This is a genomic window from Pseudomonas alkylphenolica (assembly GCF_004025535.1).
Taxonomy (GTDB): domain Bacteria; phylum Pseudomonadota; class Gammaproteobacteria; order Pseudomonadales; family Pseudomonadaceae; genus Aquipseudomonas; species Aquipseudomonas alkylphenolica_A.
Genome location: NZ_QJRG01000047.1, coordinates 268,405 through 285,172 on the forward strand (window position 1 = coordinate 268,405; position 16,768 = coordinate 285,172).

The window sequence follows — 16,768 nt, forward strand, 5'->3', positions numbered from 1 at the left end:
CTCGCGGGGTCCAATACAAACGTTTGTTTGAATTTGCCGCAGCCCAGTAAAATCAAAGACGCACGGCATGAATCTGGCCGGTTTGCCGTATTGACCGGATTGGGCGTTACGGTCAAGATACGAGCGGTTTTGCGCTCGCCGTAGGCTGACCGCCGGATGCAGGTGCACCCCTAAAAACCAGGCGAAAAGCAGTGCAGCAGGGCCGCAACCCGCTTTGTAGTGGAGTTTACACACCACGACAGAAAATGACTCACGGGTTTTGCTGCTGTGAGGTCGAATCGAGACTGCTGGGTCAGGGTTGAATTCTGCCGACTGCCATCGTTTTTAGAGGTGCCCTTGTACCCACGCGCAATCGCCGGGTTTGCCCCAGGCGACATTCTTTTCACCGGAGAGTAACGAGGAATCCATGAAGGTTCTTGTAGCTGTCAAACGAGTGGTCGACTATAACGTCAAGGTTCGCGTCAAGGCGGACAACTCCGGCGTCGACCTTGCTAACGTCAAGATGTCCATGAACCCCTTCTGCGAAATCGCCGTAGAAGAGGCCGTACGCCTGAAAGAAAAAGGCGTGGCGACCGAGATCGTCGTCGTTACCGTCGGCCCGGCCACTGCTCAGGAACAGTTGCGTACTGCCCTGGCACTGGGTGCTGACCGTGCCATCCTGGTCGAGTCGGCTGAAGAGCTGACCTCGCTGGCCGTGGCCAAGCTGCTCAAGGCTGTTGTCGACAAGGAACAGCCTCAGCTGGTGATCCTTGGCAAACAGGCCATCGACAGCGACAACAACCAGACTGGCCAGATGCTGGCTGCGCTGACCGGCTTCGCCCAAGGCACCTTCGCCTCCAAGGTCGAAGTGGCTGGCGACAAGGTCAATGTCACCCGTGAAATCGATGGCGGCCTGCAGACTGTAGCGCTGAACCTGCCAGCGATCGTCACCACCGACCTGCGTCTGAACGAGCCACGCTATGCGTCGCTGCCGAACATCATGAAGGCCAAGAAAAAGCCGCTGGAAACTGTTACTCCAGACGCGCTGGGCGTTTCCACCGCCTCCACCAACAAGACCCTGAAAGTCGAAGCGCCAGCTGCTCGCAGCGCGGGTATCAAGGTCAAGTCGGTTGCTGAACTGGTCGAGAAACTGAAGAACGAGGCGAAGGTAATCTAAATGACTATCCTGGTTATCGCTGAACACGAAAACGGTGCCGTTGCCCCGGCCACCCTGAACACTGTTGCTGCTGCCGCCAAGATCGGTGGTGACATCGCCGTGCTGGTCGCTGGCCAGAATGTCGGCGGTGTTGCTGAAGCTGCCGCCAAGATTGCTGGCGTTGCCAAGGTACTGGTTGCCGACAACGCCGCTTACGCGCACCAGCTGCCGGAAAACGTCGCGCCGCTGGTTGCCGAGCTGGGCAAGGGTTACAGCCACGTGCTGGCACCGGCCACCTCCAACGGCAAGAACATCCTGCCACGCGTTGCCGCGCTGCTGGACGTCGACCAGATCTCCGAGATCATCTCGGTAGAGTCGGCTGACACCTTCAAGCGTCCGATCTACGCCGGTAACGCCATTGCCACCGTGCAATCGAACGCTGCCGTCAAAGTCATCACTGTTCGTGCCACCGGCTTTGACGCCGTTGCCGCCGAAGGTGGCAGCGCTTCGGTTGAAACCGTGGCTGCTGCGCACGACGCTGGCAAGTCGTCCTTCGTCGGTGAAGAACTGGCCAAGTCCGACCGTCCTGAGCTGACCGCTGCCAAAATCGTCGTTTCCGGCGGTCGCGGCATGCAGAACGGTGACAACTTCAAGCACCTGTACGCCCTGGCCGACAAGCTCGGCGCTGCCGTCGGCGCTTCGCGCGCTGCGGTCGACGCAGGTTTCGTACCGAACGACATGCAGGTCGGTCAGACCGGCAAGATCGTTGCGCCACAACTGTACATCGCCGTCGGTATCTCCGGCGCGATCCAGCACCTGGCCGGCATGAAAGACTCCAAAGTGATCGTAGCGATCAACAAGGACGAAGAAGCGCCGATCTTCCAGGTTGCCGATTACGGTCTGGTTGCTGATCTGTTCGAAGCCGTACCTGAGCTGGAGAAGCTGGTTTAATCCCGCTGCTTCACTTATAAAGGGCCCGGTCCATGCGGGCTGTGCAAGCGAGTCTTGCACAGCCCCGGGACCGGGCTTTTTTATGTTCTGAAGAAAGGTGGGAGTGGTTTGCATGGGATGGCGGGGTCGGATGAGTGTGGCGCTGATGGCGGCTGCAGTGCTGTTGCCGTTGCAGGCCATGGCGATAGGCAAGTGCGAGCGGCTGGTGGTCACCGGCAGTCCCGACGCGCCCCCCTACCTGTGGCGTGATCCGAAAGATCCCCGGCACCTGGTTGGCGCCAATGCCGATCTGCTGCAGCAGGTTGCGGCCGAAATCGGGGTGAAAATCGAGGTGCTCTACAGCGGCAAGCGCAGTGATGCGCGGGCAGAAGTACGAAGCGGGCGCGTGGATATGCTTATTGATGCGCCGCTGCTGGTCAGCGAACTGACCAGCATGGACTATGTTCACCCGCCGCTGATGCAGAACGAGTACCTAGTGTGGACCCGCCATGATTCGCCGCTGATCTATGAAGGGCTGGCCGATCTGCACGGGCATCAGGGCAGCCTGTCGCAAAAAGCCCGCCTGACCCCGCACTTTGAAGCCTTGGCCAAGGCGCAGCTGAAGCTTTCCGAGGCGCAGAACCTGACTCAGGCATTTCAGCAATTGTTGCTGGGACAGGTGGACTATGTGCTGGCCGGGCGTTACTCCGGCATGGCCATGGTCCAGTCCCTGGGTATGGCGGATGTACTGGTGCCCCGCGGGCTGCCGCTGGATCGGCCGGGCCTGTACCTGGCGTTATCGCATAATTCAGCCTGCAATGACGCCTGGATACGCGGACAACTGGCTAAAAAGCTGACAGAATTGCCGACCTCCGGCGTGTCTCAGGCGGTGCTGCAACGCAATATAGAGCGCTGGAAAGCGCAAACGCAGGCACCGCAGGATGCCCCCAAACAGTAGGAAGATTGCGTGAGAATCCAACCTTTTTTTGCCGCGCTGGCGCTGCTGGCGTTGGCCGGATGTGCCAATGACCCGGCACCCAACGAGCAGTTCCGCCTGTCTGAACAGGCGCTGGAGCAAGCCAAGGCTGTCGGGGCGACCGATGAGGTGGCCGAGCTGAAGATGGCTGAAGACAAGATGGCGCGTGCTCAGGTCAACATGGCCAATGAGTCCTATCGCGATGCACGCATGCGCGCCGAACAGGCCGAGCTCGATGCACGCCTGGCCGAGGCGCTGGTGCTGACCAGCAAAAGCAATGAACAGCTTGACCAGCTGCAGTCGCGGGTCAATCGCCTGCGCAAACAGTTGGGGGCGCAGCCATGAGTCCGATCAAACCTATGGCGGCCTTGCTGTTGATCGGCCTCGTTGGGCTGCAGGGCTGTGCCAGCCAGCGTAGTGAGTCGGCACTGGATGAGGCAACGGCCAAGTTCCAGACCGTCAAGGATGACTCCAACGTGCTGCGCAGTGCGCCGCGGGATGTTATTCGAGCCGGCGAATCGCTCGCGCGGGCGGAGCGGCTGTCCAGCTACTTCGGTACCGGGGCAGATGTGCGCCACTATGCCTACCTGAGCCAGCGCTACAGCGACATTGCCCGCGAGCACAGCAACCTGGTGCTCAACCAGGAGCGTCTGGCCAAGCTTGAGCTGGAGCGCCAACGCCTGCAGCTGGCGCTGCGCGAGGCCAAGCTCGCCAGTGTGCAGCAGCAGGGCAAATGGCTCGAAGCGCAGATCGTCAGCCTGGCCACGACACAGAGTGATCGTGGGCTGGTCATGACCCTGGGTGACGTACTCTTCGACACCGGCCGCGCAGAGCTGAAAAATTCGGCGAGCCGTACCGTGCTCAAGCTTGTGCAGTTCCTGCAGCTCAACCCCAAGCGTGTGGTACGCATCGAAGGTTATACCGACAGCACCGGCGCCTCGGACGACAACCTGAAGTTGTCGCGCGATCGGGCTCAGTCAGTTGCCGACATGCTGGTCGACCTGGGGGTCGACGAAAAGCGAATCCAGGTTGAGGGCTACGGTGATCAGTACCCGGTCGAAGCCAACGCCTCGGAGCGGGGCAGGGCGCAGAACCGCCGCGTCGAGATTGTGTTCTCCGACGCCAAAGGCAAACTCGGCGCGGCGCGCTAAGGCGTGAAGTGCTGAAAAAAACCCGGTGAGCATCGCTCATCGGGTTTTTTTATGGGCAGTGTAGATGGCTGACAAGGGGTGCTGTCACACAACTGTATTGTCGACTATTCTGCAATCTGTCCCAGTACACTTTGCAACTGTTCCGGTATTCTGGCTCCATTATCGAGTCGTACAACAACAATTACATTGCCTGCGTGTCGAGAACCGATCATGACCAACCTGTTGCTCTACCAGCGTATCGCCCAGCAGCTGGCCGAAGACATCCGTAGGGGTGTCTATCAGCCGGGTGAGCGGGTGCCGTCGGTGCGCAAAATGAGCTCGCAGCTCAACGTAAGCCACGCCACGGTGTTGCAGGCTTATGCCAATCTGGAAGACCAGGGGCTGATCCGTGCGCGACCGCAGTCTGGCTATTATGTGCACCAGACGCCGGCATTGACCGCGCAGACCCCGGATATCGCCAGGGTAGAGCGTCCAGGTCTGGTCACCCGCAGCAGCATCATCCAGCAAGTACTCACCGAGGCCCGACGCGACGGGGTGTTTCCTTTCGGGGCTGCAGTACCGCATGTCGATTACTTGCCGGTGCGGGCGCTGCATCAGCAACTGGCCAAGGTCACCCGGTTCCATAGCCCGCGGGCCTTCAGCTATATGTTCAGCCCGGGTTTTGAGCCCTTGCGCCGGCAGATTGCCATTCGCATGCGTGATGCCGGGGTGGTGGTAGACCCCAGTGAGGTGGTGGTCACCCATGGCTGTGTGGATGCGCTGCAAATGTCGCTGCGGGTGTTGACCAAGCCGGGTGACCTGATCGCGGCCGAGTCGCCGACTTATTATGGGTTGCTGCAACTGGCCGATTTGTTGGGGCTCAAAGTCATCGAAATCCCGAGTGATCCGTCTACCGGCATCAGCCTGGAAGCCTTGCAGCTTGCGGCTAATCAGTGGCCGATCAAGGCGCTGGTACTGACTGCGCGCCTGAGCAATCCGCTGGGCGGCACCATTCCTGAAGAGCGGCAAAAGCAGTTGTTGCGCCTGGCTTCGGATTTCGACATTCAGATCGTCGAGGACGATATCTACGGCGAGTTGATGTTCGAGCAGGGTAAAACCAAGGCGCTGAAGGCGTTTGACCGCCTGGGGCGGGTAATCTACTGCTCGAGTTTTTCCAAGACCCTGTCGCCCGGGGTGCGTATCGGCTGGATGATTGCGGGTAAGTACCAGGCGGAAATCCAGCGGCTGCAGACGTTTACCACGCATTCGGCCTGCAGCGTCACGCAGATGGGCGTCGCTTCTTATCTTGAGAATGGTGGCTACGATCGGCATCTGCGTTACATCCGACAGGAGTACCGGAAAAATCTGAGTGCATATCAACTGGCCGTGCAGCAACATTTCCCTGAGGGGACGCAAATGACGCGTCCGACAGGCGGCTTCATTCTCTGGGTGAGCTTGCCTGGCCGGGTCAACACCCAGGAGCTGCACGTGCGCGCACTGCAGCAGGGCATCAGTATCGCCCCGGGGCTTATTTTCAGTAATACAGAGCAGTTCAACCACTGCATACGCCTGAACTGCGGTATTCCATGGAATCGTGAGGCGGAAAGGGCGGTGGTGACGCTGGGCATGTTGGCCAGTCAGTTATGCCAGGAGTCTGGCGCGGCCAACTTTTTTTAGGTTTTCCAGGCTTCCCGGGTACGGGGAGTCTATGTATTTTTGCGGGTGATTTTGGTGTCTATGAAAGCCATGTCTCGGGTTGGCGTGTTTCTGTGCTTGCTGGGTTTTCTGGCTGGTAGCGGGAATCTGATGGCCCAGACACCCACAGCTACACCGAGCAAGCCCGCCAGTGCCACCTCAAAAGCCAAGCCCGCGGTCCAGCAAAAGCAGGTCAAGAAGGCGCCGGTCAATAAAAAGCCGGCCGCCAAGGCGAAAAAGACCACCAAGAGTGCCCCGGCAGCGTTGCCTTCAGCCAAGCTGGATTTGCGTCTGCCGGTCGAAATGGTCAAAGACCTCAAGCCGGCCACTCAAGATCCGGTGCCTACGCCCAAGCCGCTATTGCCTTACCTGTTTGGTGAAAAACCGCCTTCGGATAGCCCATTTCAGCTTAACGGTCGCCTGCTGAGCAACGAAATGCAGCTGCAGTTGCGCAATGATGCCCGGCAAACGGATATCGAAGGCGCGGCGATCGAGTTCGAGTTCAAGCAATAGCAACTGGGCTGACTCATGGGTCACGGCGGTTGGCGTGATTTTTCATCTTTCCGGCAATTTCAAACGACCGTTTAAACGGTTACTATCCGGGTTCATTCATCATTTGCTGTGCCGAGGGTTCTGTTGTCATGAATTGCCGTGAAGGATGTGGCGCTTGCTGCATCGCGCCTTCCATAAGTTCGCCGATTCCTGGCATGCCCAATGGCAAGCCGGCGGGCGAGCGCTGTTTGCACCTGTCGGTGGTCAATCTGTGCGGCTTGTTTGGCAAGCCCGAGCGGCCTGCGGTGTGCGGTGGCTTCAAGGCTGACGTGGACGTGTGTGGCAGCAGCAGTGACGAGGCAATCAGAATTCTGGGCTGGCTGGAGCAAATGACGGCGGCTTGAAAGCTGGATCTTCAATAATAAGGAACAAGAGCATGGGATCGTTTAAGCAAGTAGCACTGGTGATGGGGTTGAGCGCGCTGGCTTGCGTAGCACACGCCGAAGAGTGGGAAGTGGCCAAGGACGAGCAGGGCGTCAAGGTGTCGCTGGCGAGCATTGCCGGTTCGGATTACAAGGCGTATCGCGGCGTAACCTTTATCAAGGCGCCGTTGGCCAAGGTGCGGGCGCTGCAGGAAGATGTTGCCGGTGCGTGTGCCTGGATTCACGAGTGCAAGTCGCAAAAGCTGCTCAAGGCCGAAGGTGATCAGAGCTGGACCTACACCCAGTTCAGTACGCCGTGGCCGGTTACCCCGCGCGACTCGATCCTGCATATCACCACCTCCCAGGATGCCGATGGCAGTGTCACCCGCAAGCTGGAGGGTGTGCCGAAGTACCTGCCCGAGGAAAAAGGCTTTGTGCGTGTGGCCCAGGTCGAAGGTTTCTGGAAGTTGCAGCCAAAGGACGGTGGCACTGAAGTGACCTATCAGGTCCATACCGAGCCAGGGGGCAGCGTGCCGTCGATGGTTGCCAACAAGTTTGTGGTGGATGCGCCGTTCAATACATTGAAGGCGTTGAAGGCGAAAGCCGAGCGACCATAAGTACAGTTGAGCAGGGGTAGAGAAAAACAGTAACTGTTCTATTTCCAATCAATAAAAAAGGCTGCCCGAGGGCAGCCTTTTTCGTGTTCAGCGCAAGGCTTACTTACGGTCTTCCAGCTTGACGATGTCGCGTGCTTCGTAGCCGGTGTACAGCTGGCGCGGACGGCCAATCTTGTACGGGCTGGAGAGCATTTCTTTCCAGTGCGAGATCCAGCCGACGGTCCGCGCCAGGGCGAAGATCACGGTGAACATGCTGGTTGGAATGCCGATCGCCTTGAGGATGATCCCCGAGTAGAAGTCGACGTTCGGGTACAGCGAGCGCTCGATGAAGTAGGGATCGGTCAGGGCGATCTCTTCCAGGCGCATGGCCAGTTCCAGCTGCGGGTCGTTCTTGATGCCCAGCTCGCGCAGGACTTCGTCGCAGGTCTGCTTCATCACGGTGGCGCGTGGGTCGCGGTTCTTGTAAACGCGGTGACCGAAGCCCATCAGCTTGAACGGATCGTTCTTGTCCTTGGCCTTGGCGATGAACTTGTCGATGTTCGAGACATCGCCGATTTCATCGAGCATGGTCAGAACGGCTTCGTTGGCGCCGCCGTGAGCCGGGCCCCACAGTGCAGCGATACCGGCAGCGATACAGGCGAACGGGTTGGCACCCGAGGAGCCTGCCAGGCGCACGGTGGAGGTCGACGCATTCTGTTCGTGGTCGGCGTGGAGGATGAAGATCCGGTCCATTGCCTTGGCCAGCGTCGGGCTGATCGGTTTGATCTCGCACGGCGTGTTGAACATCATGTGCAGGAAGTTTTCTGCGTACGACAGGTCGTTGCGCGGGTACATCATGGGTTGACCCATGGAGTACTTGTAGACCATCGCGGCCAGGGTCGGCATTTTGGCGACCAGGCGAACTGCAGAAATTTCGCGGTGTTGCGGGTTATTGATGTCCAGCGAGTCGTGATAGAACGCCGACAGGGCGCCAACCACGCCGCACATGACGGCCATCGGGTGGGCGTCGCGGCGGAAGCCGTTGAAGAAGGACTTCAACTGCTCGTGCACCATGGTGTGATTCTTCACGGTGCTGACGAACTGGGCCTTCTGCTCGGCATTCGGCAGTTCGCCGTTGAGCAGCAGGTAGCAGGTCTCGAGGTAATCGGATTTTTCAGCGAGCTGTTCGATCGGATAACCGCGGTGCAGCAGGATACCCTTGTCGCCGTCGATATAAGTGATCTTCGACTCGCAGGATGCGGTCGCCATGAAACCAGGGTCGAAAGTGAAGTGACCCGTGGCCCCCAACCCTCTAACGTCGATAACATCGGGACCAACGGTGCCGGTTAAAATGGGCAGCTCGACGGGGGCTGCGCCCTCGATGACCAACTGCGCTTTTTTGTCAGCCATGTGGCCTCCTATTAATGCTTGAAATCATCAGACAGACCCCCCACGCAGGGCCCGCACCACTATAGTGAGATAAATTCGAATGTCAATTTGCCTAAAGCACGGTTGTAAAGGGCTTTGGGCGCCGTTTTTCCTCGAAATTGCCGCCCGTTTACGCCTTTTATGCGCTAAAGGCAATGCGCTATTTGGGCTAGGGGCTTGCGTTGTCATTAGTGACCTAACTGTCTATAATCGGCACCCGACCGCCAGGGGCTTGCAAGCCCGTGTTGCTGGGGTCGTCACTCCCTGGGTGGTGGGTACCTGACCAGTACACTTACCAACAACTTTGCCCTGCTTGCTAGGGGCTCTTCAGTGTGAAAAAAGCCGTGAAAAGCCAACGACCTGTAAACCTAGACCTAAGGACCATCAAACTCCCCATTACCGGCGTTACGTCATTTCTTCACCGTGTATCCGGCATCATCCTCTTCCTGGGCCTTGGCTTCATGCTTTATGCATTGGGCAAATCCCTGGGTTCGGAGGAAGGTTTCGCCGAGGTGAAGGCATGCTTGACCAGTCCGCTGGCCAAGTTCGTGGCATGGGGCCTCCTGTCCGCCTTGCTGTATCACTTGGTAGCCGGTGTGCGCCACTTGATCATGGACATGGGCATCGGTGAGACGCTGGAAGGCGGAAGACTGGGCTCGAAAATCATCATCGCCGCTTCCGTGGTGCTGATCGTGCTGGCAGGAGTTTGGATATGGTAACTAACGTCACGAACCTCTCGCGTTCGGGCCTCTATGACTGGATGGCGCAGCGTGTTTCTGCGGTCGTTCTCGCGGCTTATTTCATTTTCCTGATCGGATACCTCGCCGCGCACCCGGGCATTGATTATGCCCAGTGGCACGGTCTGTTCTCCAACAACGCGATGCGTATCTTCAGTCTGCTGGCACTGGTTGCCCTGGGCGCTCACGCCTGGGTCGGCATGTGGACCATCGCAACTGACTACCTGACGCCAATGGCGCTGGGCAAGTCGGCGACTGCTGTACGTTTCCTGTTCCAGGCGGTATGCGGTGTTGCGATGTTCGCGTACTTCGTCTGGGGTGTGCAGATTCTCTGGGGTATCTGATTCATGGCTAACATTCCTACGATTTCATTCGACGCCATCATTGTTGGTGGTGGCGGTGCCGGCATGCGCGCTGCGCTGCAGCTGGCTCAAGGTGGTCACAAGACTGCCGTGATCACCAAGGTCTTCCCGACCCGTTCGCACACTGTATCGGCCCAGGGTGGCATCACCTGCGCCATCGCTTCGGCTGACCCGAACGATGACTGGCGCTGGCACATGTACGATACCGTCAAGGGTTCCGACTACATCGGTGACCAGGACGCTATCGAGTACATGTGTCAGGAAGGTCCTGCTGCAGTTTTCGAACTGGACCACATGGGCCTGCCGTTCTCGCGTACCGAAACCGGCCGTATCTACCAGCGTCCGTTCGGTGGTCAGTCCAAGGACTTCGGTAAAGGTGGCCAGGCCGCCCGTACCTGTGCTGCTTCCGACCGTACCGGTCACGCGCTGCTGCACACCCTGTACCAGGGCAACCTGAAGGCAGGTACCACGTTCCTGAACGAGTACTACGCTGTTGACCTGGTGAAGAACCAGGAAGGCGCGTTCGTCGGTGTGATCGCGATCTGCATCGAAACCGGCGAAACCCTGTACATCAAAGCCAAGGCCACTGTATTGGCCACTGGTGGTGCAGGTCGTATCTACTCGTCGACCACCAACGCCCTGATCAACACCGGTGACGGTATCGGCATGGCGCTGCGTGCCGGTGTTCCGGTTCAGGACATCGAAATGTGGCAGTTCCACCCGACCGGTATCGCCGGCGCCGGTGTACTGGTTACCGAAGGCTGCCGTGGTGAAGGTGGTTACCTCATCAACAAGCACGGCGAGCGTTTCATGGAGCGCTATGCGCCTAACGCCAAAGACCTTGCCGGTCGTGACGTTGTGGCCCGTTCCATGGTTAAAGAGATCATCGCCGGTAACGGCTGTGGCCCTAACGGCGACCACGTGATGCTCAAGCTTGACCACCTGGGTGAAGAAGTACTGCACAGCCGCCTGCCAGGCATCTGTGAACTGTCCAAGACCTTCGCCCACGTTGACCCTGTTGTTGCTCCGGTACCTGTTGTTCCGACCTGCCACTACATGATGGGCGGCGTTGCCACCAACATTCATGGTCAGGCGATGACTCAAGACGCCGACGGCGTTGACCAGATCATCCCGGGTCTGTTCGCTGTGGGCGAAGTCGCCTGCGTATCGGTTCACGGTGCCAACCGTCTGGGCGGCAACTCGCTGCTCGACCTGGTCGTGTTCGGCCGCGCTGCTGGCCTGCACCTGGAAAAAGCGCTGACCGACGGTATCGAATACCTCGACGCCAGCGACACCGACATCGACGTTGCCCTGAGCCGCCTGAACAAGCTCAACGAGCGCAACACCGGTGAAGACGTGGCTACCCTGCGTCGCGAGCTGCAAAGCTGCATGCAGAACTACTTCGGTGTGTTCCGTACCGGCGAATACATGCAGAAGGGTATCGAGCAACTGGCTCAGCTGCGCGAGCGTATTGCCAACGTCAAGATCAACGACAAGTCCCAGGCCTTCAACACCGCGCGTATCGAAGCGCTGGAGCTGCAGAACCTGCTGGAAGTCGCTGAAGCTACCGCAATCGCTGCAGAAGTACGTAAAGAGTCCCGCGGTGCGCACGCCCGTGAAGACTTCGAAGATCGTGACGACGAAAACTGGCTGTGCCACACCCTGTACTTCCCGGGCGAAAAGCGCGTTGCCAAGCGCGCCGTCAACTTCGCGCCGAAAACCGTACCGGCGTTCGAGCCAAAAGTCCGGACTTACTAAGGGGTGGTCGCTATGTTGCAAGTCGAAGTCTATCGTTACAACCCCGATACCGACTCTGCGCCGAAAATGCAGACGTTCCAGGTCGATACCGGTGGCAAAGACCTGATGGTGCTGGATGTATTGGCACTGATCAAAGAACAGGATGAAGGTTTCTCGTATCGTCGTTCCTGCCGTGAAGGTGTATGCGGTTCCGACGGTATGAACATCAACGGCAAAAACGGCCTGGCGTGCATCACGCCACTGTCGGCGGTGGTCAAGCGTAACAAGCTGATCATCCGTCCTTTGCCTGGGCTGCCGGTCATTCGTGACCTGGTCGTCGATATGAGCATCTTCTACAAGCAGTACGAGAAGGTGAAGCCATTCCTGCAGAACGACACGCCGGCTCCGGCCATCGAGCGTCTGCAGTCGCCGGAAGAGCGTGAAAAGCTGGACGGTCTGTACGAGTGCATCCTGTGCGCTTGCTGCTCGACTTCCTGCCCGTCGTTCTGGTGGAACCCTGACAAGTTCCTCGGTCCAGCTGCGCTGCTGCAGGCCTATCGTTTTCTGGCCGACAGCCGTGACACCAAGACCCAGGAGCGTCTGGCTTCGCTGGACGACCCGTTCAGTGTATTCCGCTGCCGCGGGATCATGAACTGCGTAAACGTTTGCCCTAAAGGTCTGAACCCGACCAAGGCAATCGGTCACGTACGTAACATGCTGCTGCAAAGCGGTACCTGATTTTAAAAGTGTTGTACCCGTAGCACGCCGAAGTGCGGGCCCTTGCCCGCACCGAGGTGAAACCAAGCGAGGGCTTACAAGGCCCGAGCTTTACCTATGAAGATATGAGACCAGCAGGGGCTTCCGGGCTGGTACCCGGAAAATCTGTGGGATCCTTGGTGGCTTGGTTCGGTCGCTGCATTAGGACTTTTCCAGGCTTGCTGTGGCTCTCGCCGATCCGTCCCCTAACCGAGGGTGACCAAGCATGCAAGAAAGCGTGATGCAGCGCATGTGGGAAAGCGCCCACCTTTCAGGTGGTAACGCTGCATATGTGGAAGAGCTCTACGAACTCTACCTGCACGACCCTAACGCTGTGCCAGAAGAGTGGCGCACTTACTTCCAGAAGTTGCCCGCCGAAGGCAGCACCGCTACCGATGTATCGCACTCGACGATCCGCGACCATTTCGTATTGCTGGCAAAGAACCAGCGCCGCGCCCAACCGGTATCTGCCGGGAGCGTGAGCAGTGAACACGAGAAGAAGCAGGTTGAAGTACTGCGACTGATCCAGGCCTACCGTATGCGCGGCCACCAAGCCGCTAAGCTCGACCCCCTGGGGTTGTGGCAGCGCCCTGCGCCAGTAGACCTGTCGATCAATCATTACGGCTTGACCAATGCCGATCTAGATACGACCTTCCGTGCCGGCGACCTGTTCATCGGCAAAGAGGAAGCGAGCCTACGCGAAATCTTCGACGCTTTGCAGCAGACATATTGCCGCACCATTGGCGCCGAGTTTACCCATATCGTCGACTCCGAGCAGCGCAGCTGGTTCCAGCAGCGTCTGGAGAGCGTTCGTGGTCGCCCGGCTTTCTCTGCGGATGTCCAGAGCCACCTGCTCGAGCGTGTGACCGCAGCAGAAGGTCTGGAAAAGTACCTGGGCACCAAGTACCCGGGCACCAAGCGTTTCGGCCTGGAAGGCGGCGAAAGCCTGATTCCTATGCTGGACGAGCTGATTCAGCGTTCCGGTTCTTACGGTACCAAGGAAGTCGTGATCGGTATGGCCCACCGTGGTCGTCTGAACGTACTGGTCAACACCTTTGGCAAGAACCCGCGCGATCTGTTCGACGAGTTCGAAGGCAAGAAGAAGGTCGAGCTGGGTTCCGGTGACGTTAAATACCACCAGGGCTTCTCGTCCAACGTGATGACCGCTGGCGGCGAAGTCCACCTGGCCATGGCGTTCAACCCTTCCCACCTGGAAATCGTCTCGCCAGTGGTAGAAGGTTCGGTGCGCGCCCGTCAGGATCGTCGCAACGACACCGTGGGTGACAAGGTTCTGCCAATTTCCATCCACGGCGACGCGGCATTTGCCGGTCAGGGCGTGGTCATGGAAACCTTCCAGATGTCGCAAACCCGCGGTTTCAAAACCGGCGGTACCGTGCACATCGTGATCAACAACCAGGTTGGTTTCACCATCAGCAACCCGCTGGACTCGCGTTCCACCGAGTACGCTACAGACGTCGCCAAGATGATTCAGGCGCCGATCCTGCACGTCAACGGTGATGACCCTGAGGCAGTGCTGTTCGTGACCCAGCTGGCCGTCGACTACCGCATGCAGTTCAAGCGTGACGTGGTTATCGACATGGTCTGCTACCGTCGTCGCGGCCACAACGAGGCCGACGAGCCGAACGGCACCCAGCCGCTGATGTACCAGCAGATCGCCAAGCAGCGCACCACCCGTGAGCTGTACGCCGAAGCGCTGACCAAGTCGGGAAGCCTCGATGCCGAGCGCGTCCAGGCCAAGGTCGACGAGTACCGCAACGCGCTGGACAACGGTCTGCACGTAGTAAAAAGCCTGGTCAAAGAGCCGAACAAAGAGCTGTTCGTTGACTGGCGTCCGTACCTGGGTCACACCTGGACCGCGCGTCACGACACGCGTTTCGACCTCAAGACCCTGCAGGAACTGTCGGCCAAACTGCTGGAACTGCCAGAAGGTTTCGTGGTTCAGCGTCAGGTTTCGAAGATCTACGAAGATCGCCAGAAGATGCAGGCCGGTGGCTTGCCGATCAACTGGGGCTACGCCGAAACCATGGCCTACGCGACCCTGCTGTTCGAAGGTCATCCTATCCGCATGACGGGTCAGGATATCGGTCGCGGCACTTTCTCGCACCGCCACGCGGTATTGCACAACCAGAAAGATGCCAGCACCTACCTGCCACTGCAGAACCTGTTCGGCGGCCAGCCGAAGTTCGACCTGTACGACTCCTTCCTCTCGGAAGAAGCGGTACTGGCTTTCGAATACGGCTACTCCACCACCACGCCAAACGCGCTGGTGATCTGGGAAGCGCAGTTCGGTGACTTCGCCAACGGTGCCCAGGTGGTTGTCGACCAGTTCATCACCAGTGGTGAGCACAAGTGGGGCCGTCTGTGCGGTCTGACCATGCTGCTGCCGCACGGTTATGAAGGGCAGGGGCCTGAGCACTCCTCGGCACGTCTGGAGCGTTACCTGCAGCTGTGCGCCGAGCACAATGTCCAGGTTTGCGTACCGACCACGCCGGCTCAGATCTACCACCTGTTGCGTCGTCAGGTCATCCGTCCGCTGCGTAAGCCGCTGATCGTACTGACGCCAAAGTCGCTGCTGCGCCACAAGCTGGCCATCTCGACCCTGGAAGAACTGGCCGAAGGCTCGTTCCAGACCGTGATCCCGGAAATCGATACCCTCGATCCGAAAAAGGTCACTCGCCTGGTCCTGTGCAGCGGCAAGGTCTACTACGATCTGCTGGAAAAACGCCGTGCCGAAGGCCGCGAAGACATCGCTGTCGTTCGTATCGAGCAACTGTATCCATTCCCTGAGGACGATCTGGTCGAGATCCTCGCGCCGTACACCAATCTCAAGGATGTGGTGTGGTGCCAGGAAGAGCCGATGAACCAGGGTGCCTGGTACAGCAGCCAACACCACATGCGTCGTATCCTGACCCGCCACAATAAAGAGCTGGTTCTGGAATACGCTGGTCGTGATGCTTCGGCAGCACCCGCTTGTGGCTACGCTTCGATGCACGCCGAGCAGCAGGAAAAACTGCTGCAAGATGCCTTCACCGTTTAATGCCATCGCGCACTAGAAACCGAATTTAAGGAACCACTGATAATGGCTATCGAGATCAAAGCCCCTACTTTCCCGGAATCGGTTGCCGATGGCACCGTTGCCACCTGGCACAAGAAACCGGGCGAAGCCGTCAAGCGTGACGAGCTGATCGTCGACATCGAGACCGACAAAGTCGTTCTGGAAGTACTGGCGACTGCCGACGGCGTACTGGGCGCTATCGTCAAGGGCGAGGGCGAAACCGTCCTGTCCGACGAAGTCCTGGGTTCGATCGAAGCCGGTGGCGTTGCTGCCGCCGCGCCTGCTGCTGCCGCTGCTGCTCCGGCTGCTGCTGCCGCGCCTGCTGCTGCCTCGGACGAAGACGCCATCGGCGCTCCGGCTGCTCGCAAGCTGGCAGAAGAGAACGGCATCGCGCTGAACAGCATCAAGGGCACCGGTAAAGACGGTCGCATCACCAAGGAAGACGTTGTAGCTGCCATCGAAGCGAAGAAATCCGCTCCGGCTGCCGCTCCAGCTGCCAAGCCTGCCGCTGCTGCCGCTGCGCCGATCGTTGCTGCCGGCGACCGCACCGAGAAGCGTGTACCGATGACTCGCGTACGTGCCACCGTTGCCAAGCGTCTGGTCGAAGCACAGTCGAACATGGCCATGCTGACCACCTTCAACGAAGTCGACATGACCGAAGTCATGGCCCTGCGTTCGAAGTACAAGGACCTGTTCGAGAAGTCCCACAACGGCGTTCGCCTGGGCTTCATGTCGTTCTTCGTCAAGGCCGCCACCGAAGCACTGAAGCGCTTCCCGGCTGTCAACGCCTCGATCGACGGTTCCGACATCGTCTACCACGGCTATGCGGACGTCGGCGTTGCCGTCTCCAGCGACCGTGGTCTGGTCGTACCGGTTCTGCGTAACGCCGAGCAAATGAGCCTGGCTGAAATCGAAAACGGCATTGCCACTTTCGGTAAAAAAGCGCGCGACGGTAAGCTGTCGATCGACGAAATGACCGGCGGTACCTTCACCATCACCAATGGTGGTACCTTCGGTTCGATGATGTCGACGCCGATCGTCAACCCACCTCAGGCCGCAATCCTGGGCATGCACAACATCATCCAGCGTCCTATGGCCGTCAATGGTCAGGTCGTGATCCGTCCGATGATGTACCTGGCGCTGTCCTACGATCACCGCCTGATCGATGGTAAAGAAGCCGTGACCTTCCTGGTGACCATCAAGAACCTGCTGGAAGACCCGGCTCGTCTGTTGCTGGACATCTAAAAAAACAGCTGCAAGGTGCAAGCGACAAGCTTCAGGTAGAAGCGGGTCGTC

16 protein-coding genes are annotated in these 16,768 nt (G+C 58.8%); 15 read left to right on the top strand and 1 reads right to left on the bottom strand.

The window, feature by feature from the left end:
• Positions 1 to 406 precede the first annotated feature (406 nt).
• From DM813_RS16555 to DM813_RS16595, 9 genes are all read left to right on the top strand, one after another.
• Positions 407 to 1,156: an electron transfer flavoprotein subunit beta/FixA family protein gene (locus DM813_RS16555; RefSeq protein ID WP_128324469.1), complete on the top strand. Its 750-nt coding sequence runs from the start codon at positions 407 to 409 to the stop codon at positions 1,154 to 1,156.
• Positions 1,157 to 2,086, top strand: a complete 930-nt coding sequence (locus tag DM813_RS16560; RefSeq protein WP_128324470.1) for an electron transfer flavoprotein subunit alpha/FixB family protein — start codon at positions 1,157 to 1,159, stop codon at positions 2,084 to 2,086. It begins immediately after the preceding gene.
• Positions 2,087 to 2,216: 130 nt separating this feature from the next.
• Positions 2,217 to 3,023: a substrate-binding periplasmic protein gene (locus DM813_RS16565; protein WP_241653185.1), complete on the top strand. Its 807-nt coding sequence runs from the start codon at positions 2,217 to 2,219 to the stop codon at positions 3,021 to 3,023.
• A 9-nt stretch (positions 3,024 to 3,032) separates the two neighbouring features.
• Positions 3,033 to 3,386 carry a DUF4398 domain-containing protein gene (locus tag DM813_RS16570; protein WP_128324471.1) on the top strand — a complete coding sequence of 118 codons (354 nt, stop codon included), beginning with the start codon at positions 3,033 to 3,035 and terminating at the stop codon, positions 3,384 to 3,386.
• Positions 3,383 to 4,192, top strand: coding sequence for an OmpA family protein (locus DM813_RS16575; protein ID WP_128324472.1), 810 nt, complete (start codon positions 3,383 to 3,385; stop codon positions 4,190 to 4,192). The genes DM813_RS16570 and DM813_RS16575 overlap by 4 nt, the downstream gene beginning before the upstream one ends.
• Positions 4,193 to 4,402: 210 nt before the next feature.
• Complete coding sequence (locus DM813_RS16580; protein ID WP_128324473.1) at positions 4,403 to 5,848, top strand: PLP-dependent aminotransferase family protein; 1,446 nt, start codon at positions 4,403 to 4,405, stop codon at positions 5,846 to 5,848.
• Positions 5,849 to 5,977: 129 nt separating this feature from the next.
• Entirely contained in the window at positions 5,978 to 6,379 is a 402-nt protein-coding gene (locus DM813_RS16585) for a translation initiation factor 2 (protein WP_241653186.1), read from the top strand.
• A gap of 128 nt (positions 6,380 to 6,507) precedes the next feature.
• Positions 6,508 to 6,762 (top strand): YkgJ family cysteine cluster protein, encoded by a 255-nt coding sequence (locus DM813_RS16590; RefSeq protein ID WP_128324475.1) that lies wholly within the window; start codon positions 6,508 to 6,510, stop codon positions 6,760 to 6,762.
• A 32-nt stretch (positions 6,763 to 6,794) separates the two neighbouring features.
• The gene (locus DM813_RS16595; protein WP_128324476.1) at positions 6,795 to 7,397 is read left to right on the top strand and encodes an START domain-containing protein; all 603 of its coding nucleotides are present in this window, start codon (positions 6,795 to 6,797) and stop codon (positions 7,395 to 7,397) included.
• Between the two features lie 99 nt (positions 7,398 to 7,496).
• Here the strand turns inward: DM813_RS16595 and gltA are convergent, their stop codons facing one another.
• On the bottom strand, positions 7,497 to 8,786 hold the full coding sequence (gltA, locus tag DM813_RS16600; protein WP_128324477.1) for a citrate synthase: 1,290 nt from the start codon (positions 8,784 to 8,786) through the stop codon (positions 7,497 to 7,499).
• A 350-nt stretch (positions 8,787 to 9,136) separates the two neighbouring features.
• Here gltA and sdhC point away from each other — a divergent pair, with 350 nt between their 5' ends.
• The 6 genes from sdhC (at position 9,137) to odhB (ending at position 16,717) form a co-directional block, all read left to right on the top strand.
• Positions 9,137 to 9,523: a succinate dehydrogenase, cytochrome b556 subunit gene (sdhC, locus tag DM813_RS16605; RefSeq protein ID WP_197876969.1), complete on the top strand. Its 387-nt coding sequence runs from the start codon at positions 9,137 to 9,139 to the stop codon at positions 9,521 to 9,523.
• On the top strand, positions 9,517 to 9,885 hold the full coding sequence (gene sdhD / locus DM813_RS16610; protein WP_128324478.1) for a succinate dehydrogenase, hydrophobic membrane anchor protein: 369 nt from the start codon (positions 9,517 to 9,519) through the stop codon (positions 9,883 to 9,885). The genes sdhC and sdhD overlap by 7 nt, the downstream gene beginning before the upstream one ends.
• Before the next feature lie 3 nt (positions 9,886 to 9,888).
• The gene (gene sdhA, locus DM813_RS16615; RefSeq protein ID WP_045188782.1) at positions 9,889 to 11,661 is read left to right on the top strand and encodes a succinate dehydrogenase flavoprotein subunit; all 1,773 of its coding nucleotides are present in this window, start codon (positions 9,889 to 9,891) and stop codon (positions 11,659 to 11,661) included.
• A gap of 12 nt (positions 11,662 to 11,673) precedes the next feature.
• Entirely contained in the window at positions 11,674 to 12,378 is a 705-nt protein-coding gene (locus tag DM813_RS16620; protein WP_045188779.1) for a succinate dehydrogenase iron-sulfur subunit, read from the top strand.
• A 244-nt stretch (positions 12,379 to 12,622) separates the two neighbouring features.
• Positions 12,623 to 15,454, top strand: a complete 2,832-nt coding sequence (locus tag DM813_RS16625; RefSeq protein ID WP_128324479.1) for a 2-oxoglutarate dehydrogenase E1 component — start codon at positions 12,623 to 12,625, stop codon at positions 15,452 to 15,454.
• Between the two features lie 42 nt (positions 15,455 to 15,496).
• A complete protein-coding gene (odhB, locus tag DM813_RS16630; protein ID WP_128324480.1) occupies positions 15,497 to 16,717 on the top strand; it encodes a 2-oxoglutarate dehydrogenase complex dihydrolipoyllysine-residue succinyltransferase in 1,221 nt (406 codons plus the stop codon).
• Positions 16,718 to 16,768: the final 51 nt, after the last annotated feature.

Bases quoted from the DNA above. Each gene is read 5' to 3' on its own strand.
- DM813_RS16560 (WP_128324470.1), top strand. From the start codon at position 1,157: ATGACTATCCTGGTTATCGCTGAACACGAAAACGGTGCCGTTGCCCCG.
- DM813_RS16625 (WP_128324479.1), top strand. From the start codon at position 12,623: ATGCAAGAAAGCGTGATGCAGCGCATGTGGGAAAGCGCCCACCTTTCA.
- DM813_RS16620 (WP_045188779.1), top strand. From the start codon at position 11,674: ATGTTGCAAGTCGAAGTCTATCGTTACAACCCCGATACCGACTCTGCG.
- DM813_RS16565 (WP_241653185.1), top strand. From the start codon at position 2,217: ATGAGTGTGGCGCTGATGGCGGCTGCAGTGCTGTTGCCGTTGCAGGCC.
- DM813_RS16555 (WP_128324469.1), top strand. From the start codon at position 407: ATGAAGGTTCTTGTAGCTGTCAAACGAGTGGTCGACTATAACGTCAAG.
- gltA (WP_128324477.1), bottom strand. From the start codon at position 8,786: ATGGCTGACAAAAAAGCGCAGTTGGTCATCGAGGGCGCAGCCCCCGTC.
- DM813_RS16595 (WP_128324476.1), top strand. From the start codon at position 6,795: ATGGGATCGTTTAAGCAAGTAGCACTGGTGATGGGGTTGAGCGCGCTG.
- sdhA (WP_045188782.1), top strand. From the start codon at position 9,889: ATGGCTAACATTCCTACGATTTCATTCGACGCCATCATTGTTGGTGGT.
- DM813_RS16580 (WP_128324473.1), top strand. From the start codon at position 4,403: ATGACCAACCTGTTGCTCTACCAGCGTATCGCCCAGCAGCTGGCCGAA.
- sdhD (WP_128324478.1), top strand. From the start codon at position 9,517: ATGGTAACTAACGTCACGAACCTCTCGCGTTCGGGCCTCTATGACTGG.
- odhB (WP_128324480.1), top strand. From the start codon at position 15,497: ATGGCTATCGAGATCAAAGCCCCTACTTTCCCGGAATCGGTTGCCGAT.
- DM813_RS16575 (WP_128324472.1), top strand. From the start codon at position 3,383: ATGAGTCCGATCAAACCTATGGCGGCCTTGCTGTTGATCGGCCTCGTT.
- DM813_RS16590 (WP_128324475.1), top strand. From the start codon at position 6,508: ATGAATTGCCGTGAAGGATGTGGCGCTTGCTGCATCGCGCCTTCCATA.
- DM813_RS16585 (WP_241653186.1), top strand. From the start codon at position 5,978: ATGGCCCAGACACCCACAGCTACACCGAGCAAGCCCGCCAGTGCCACC.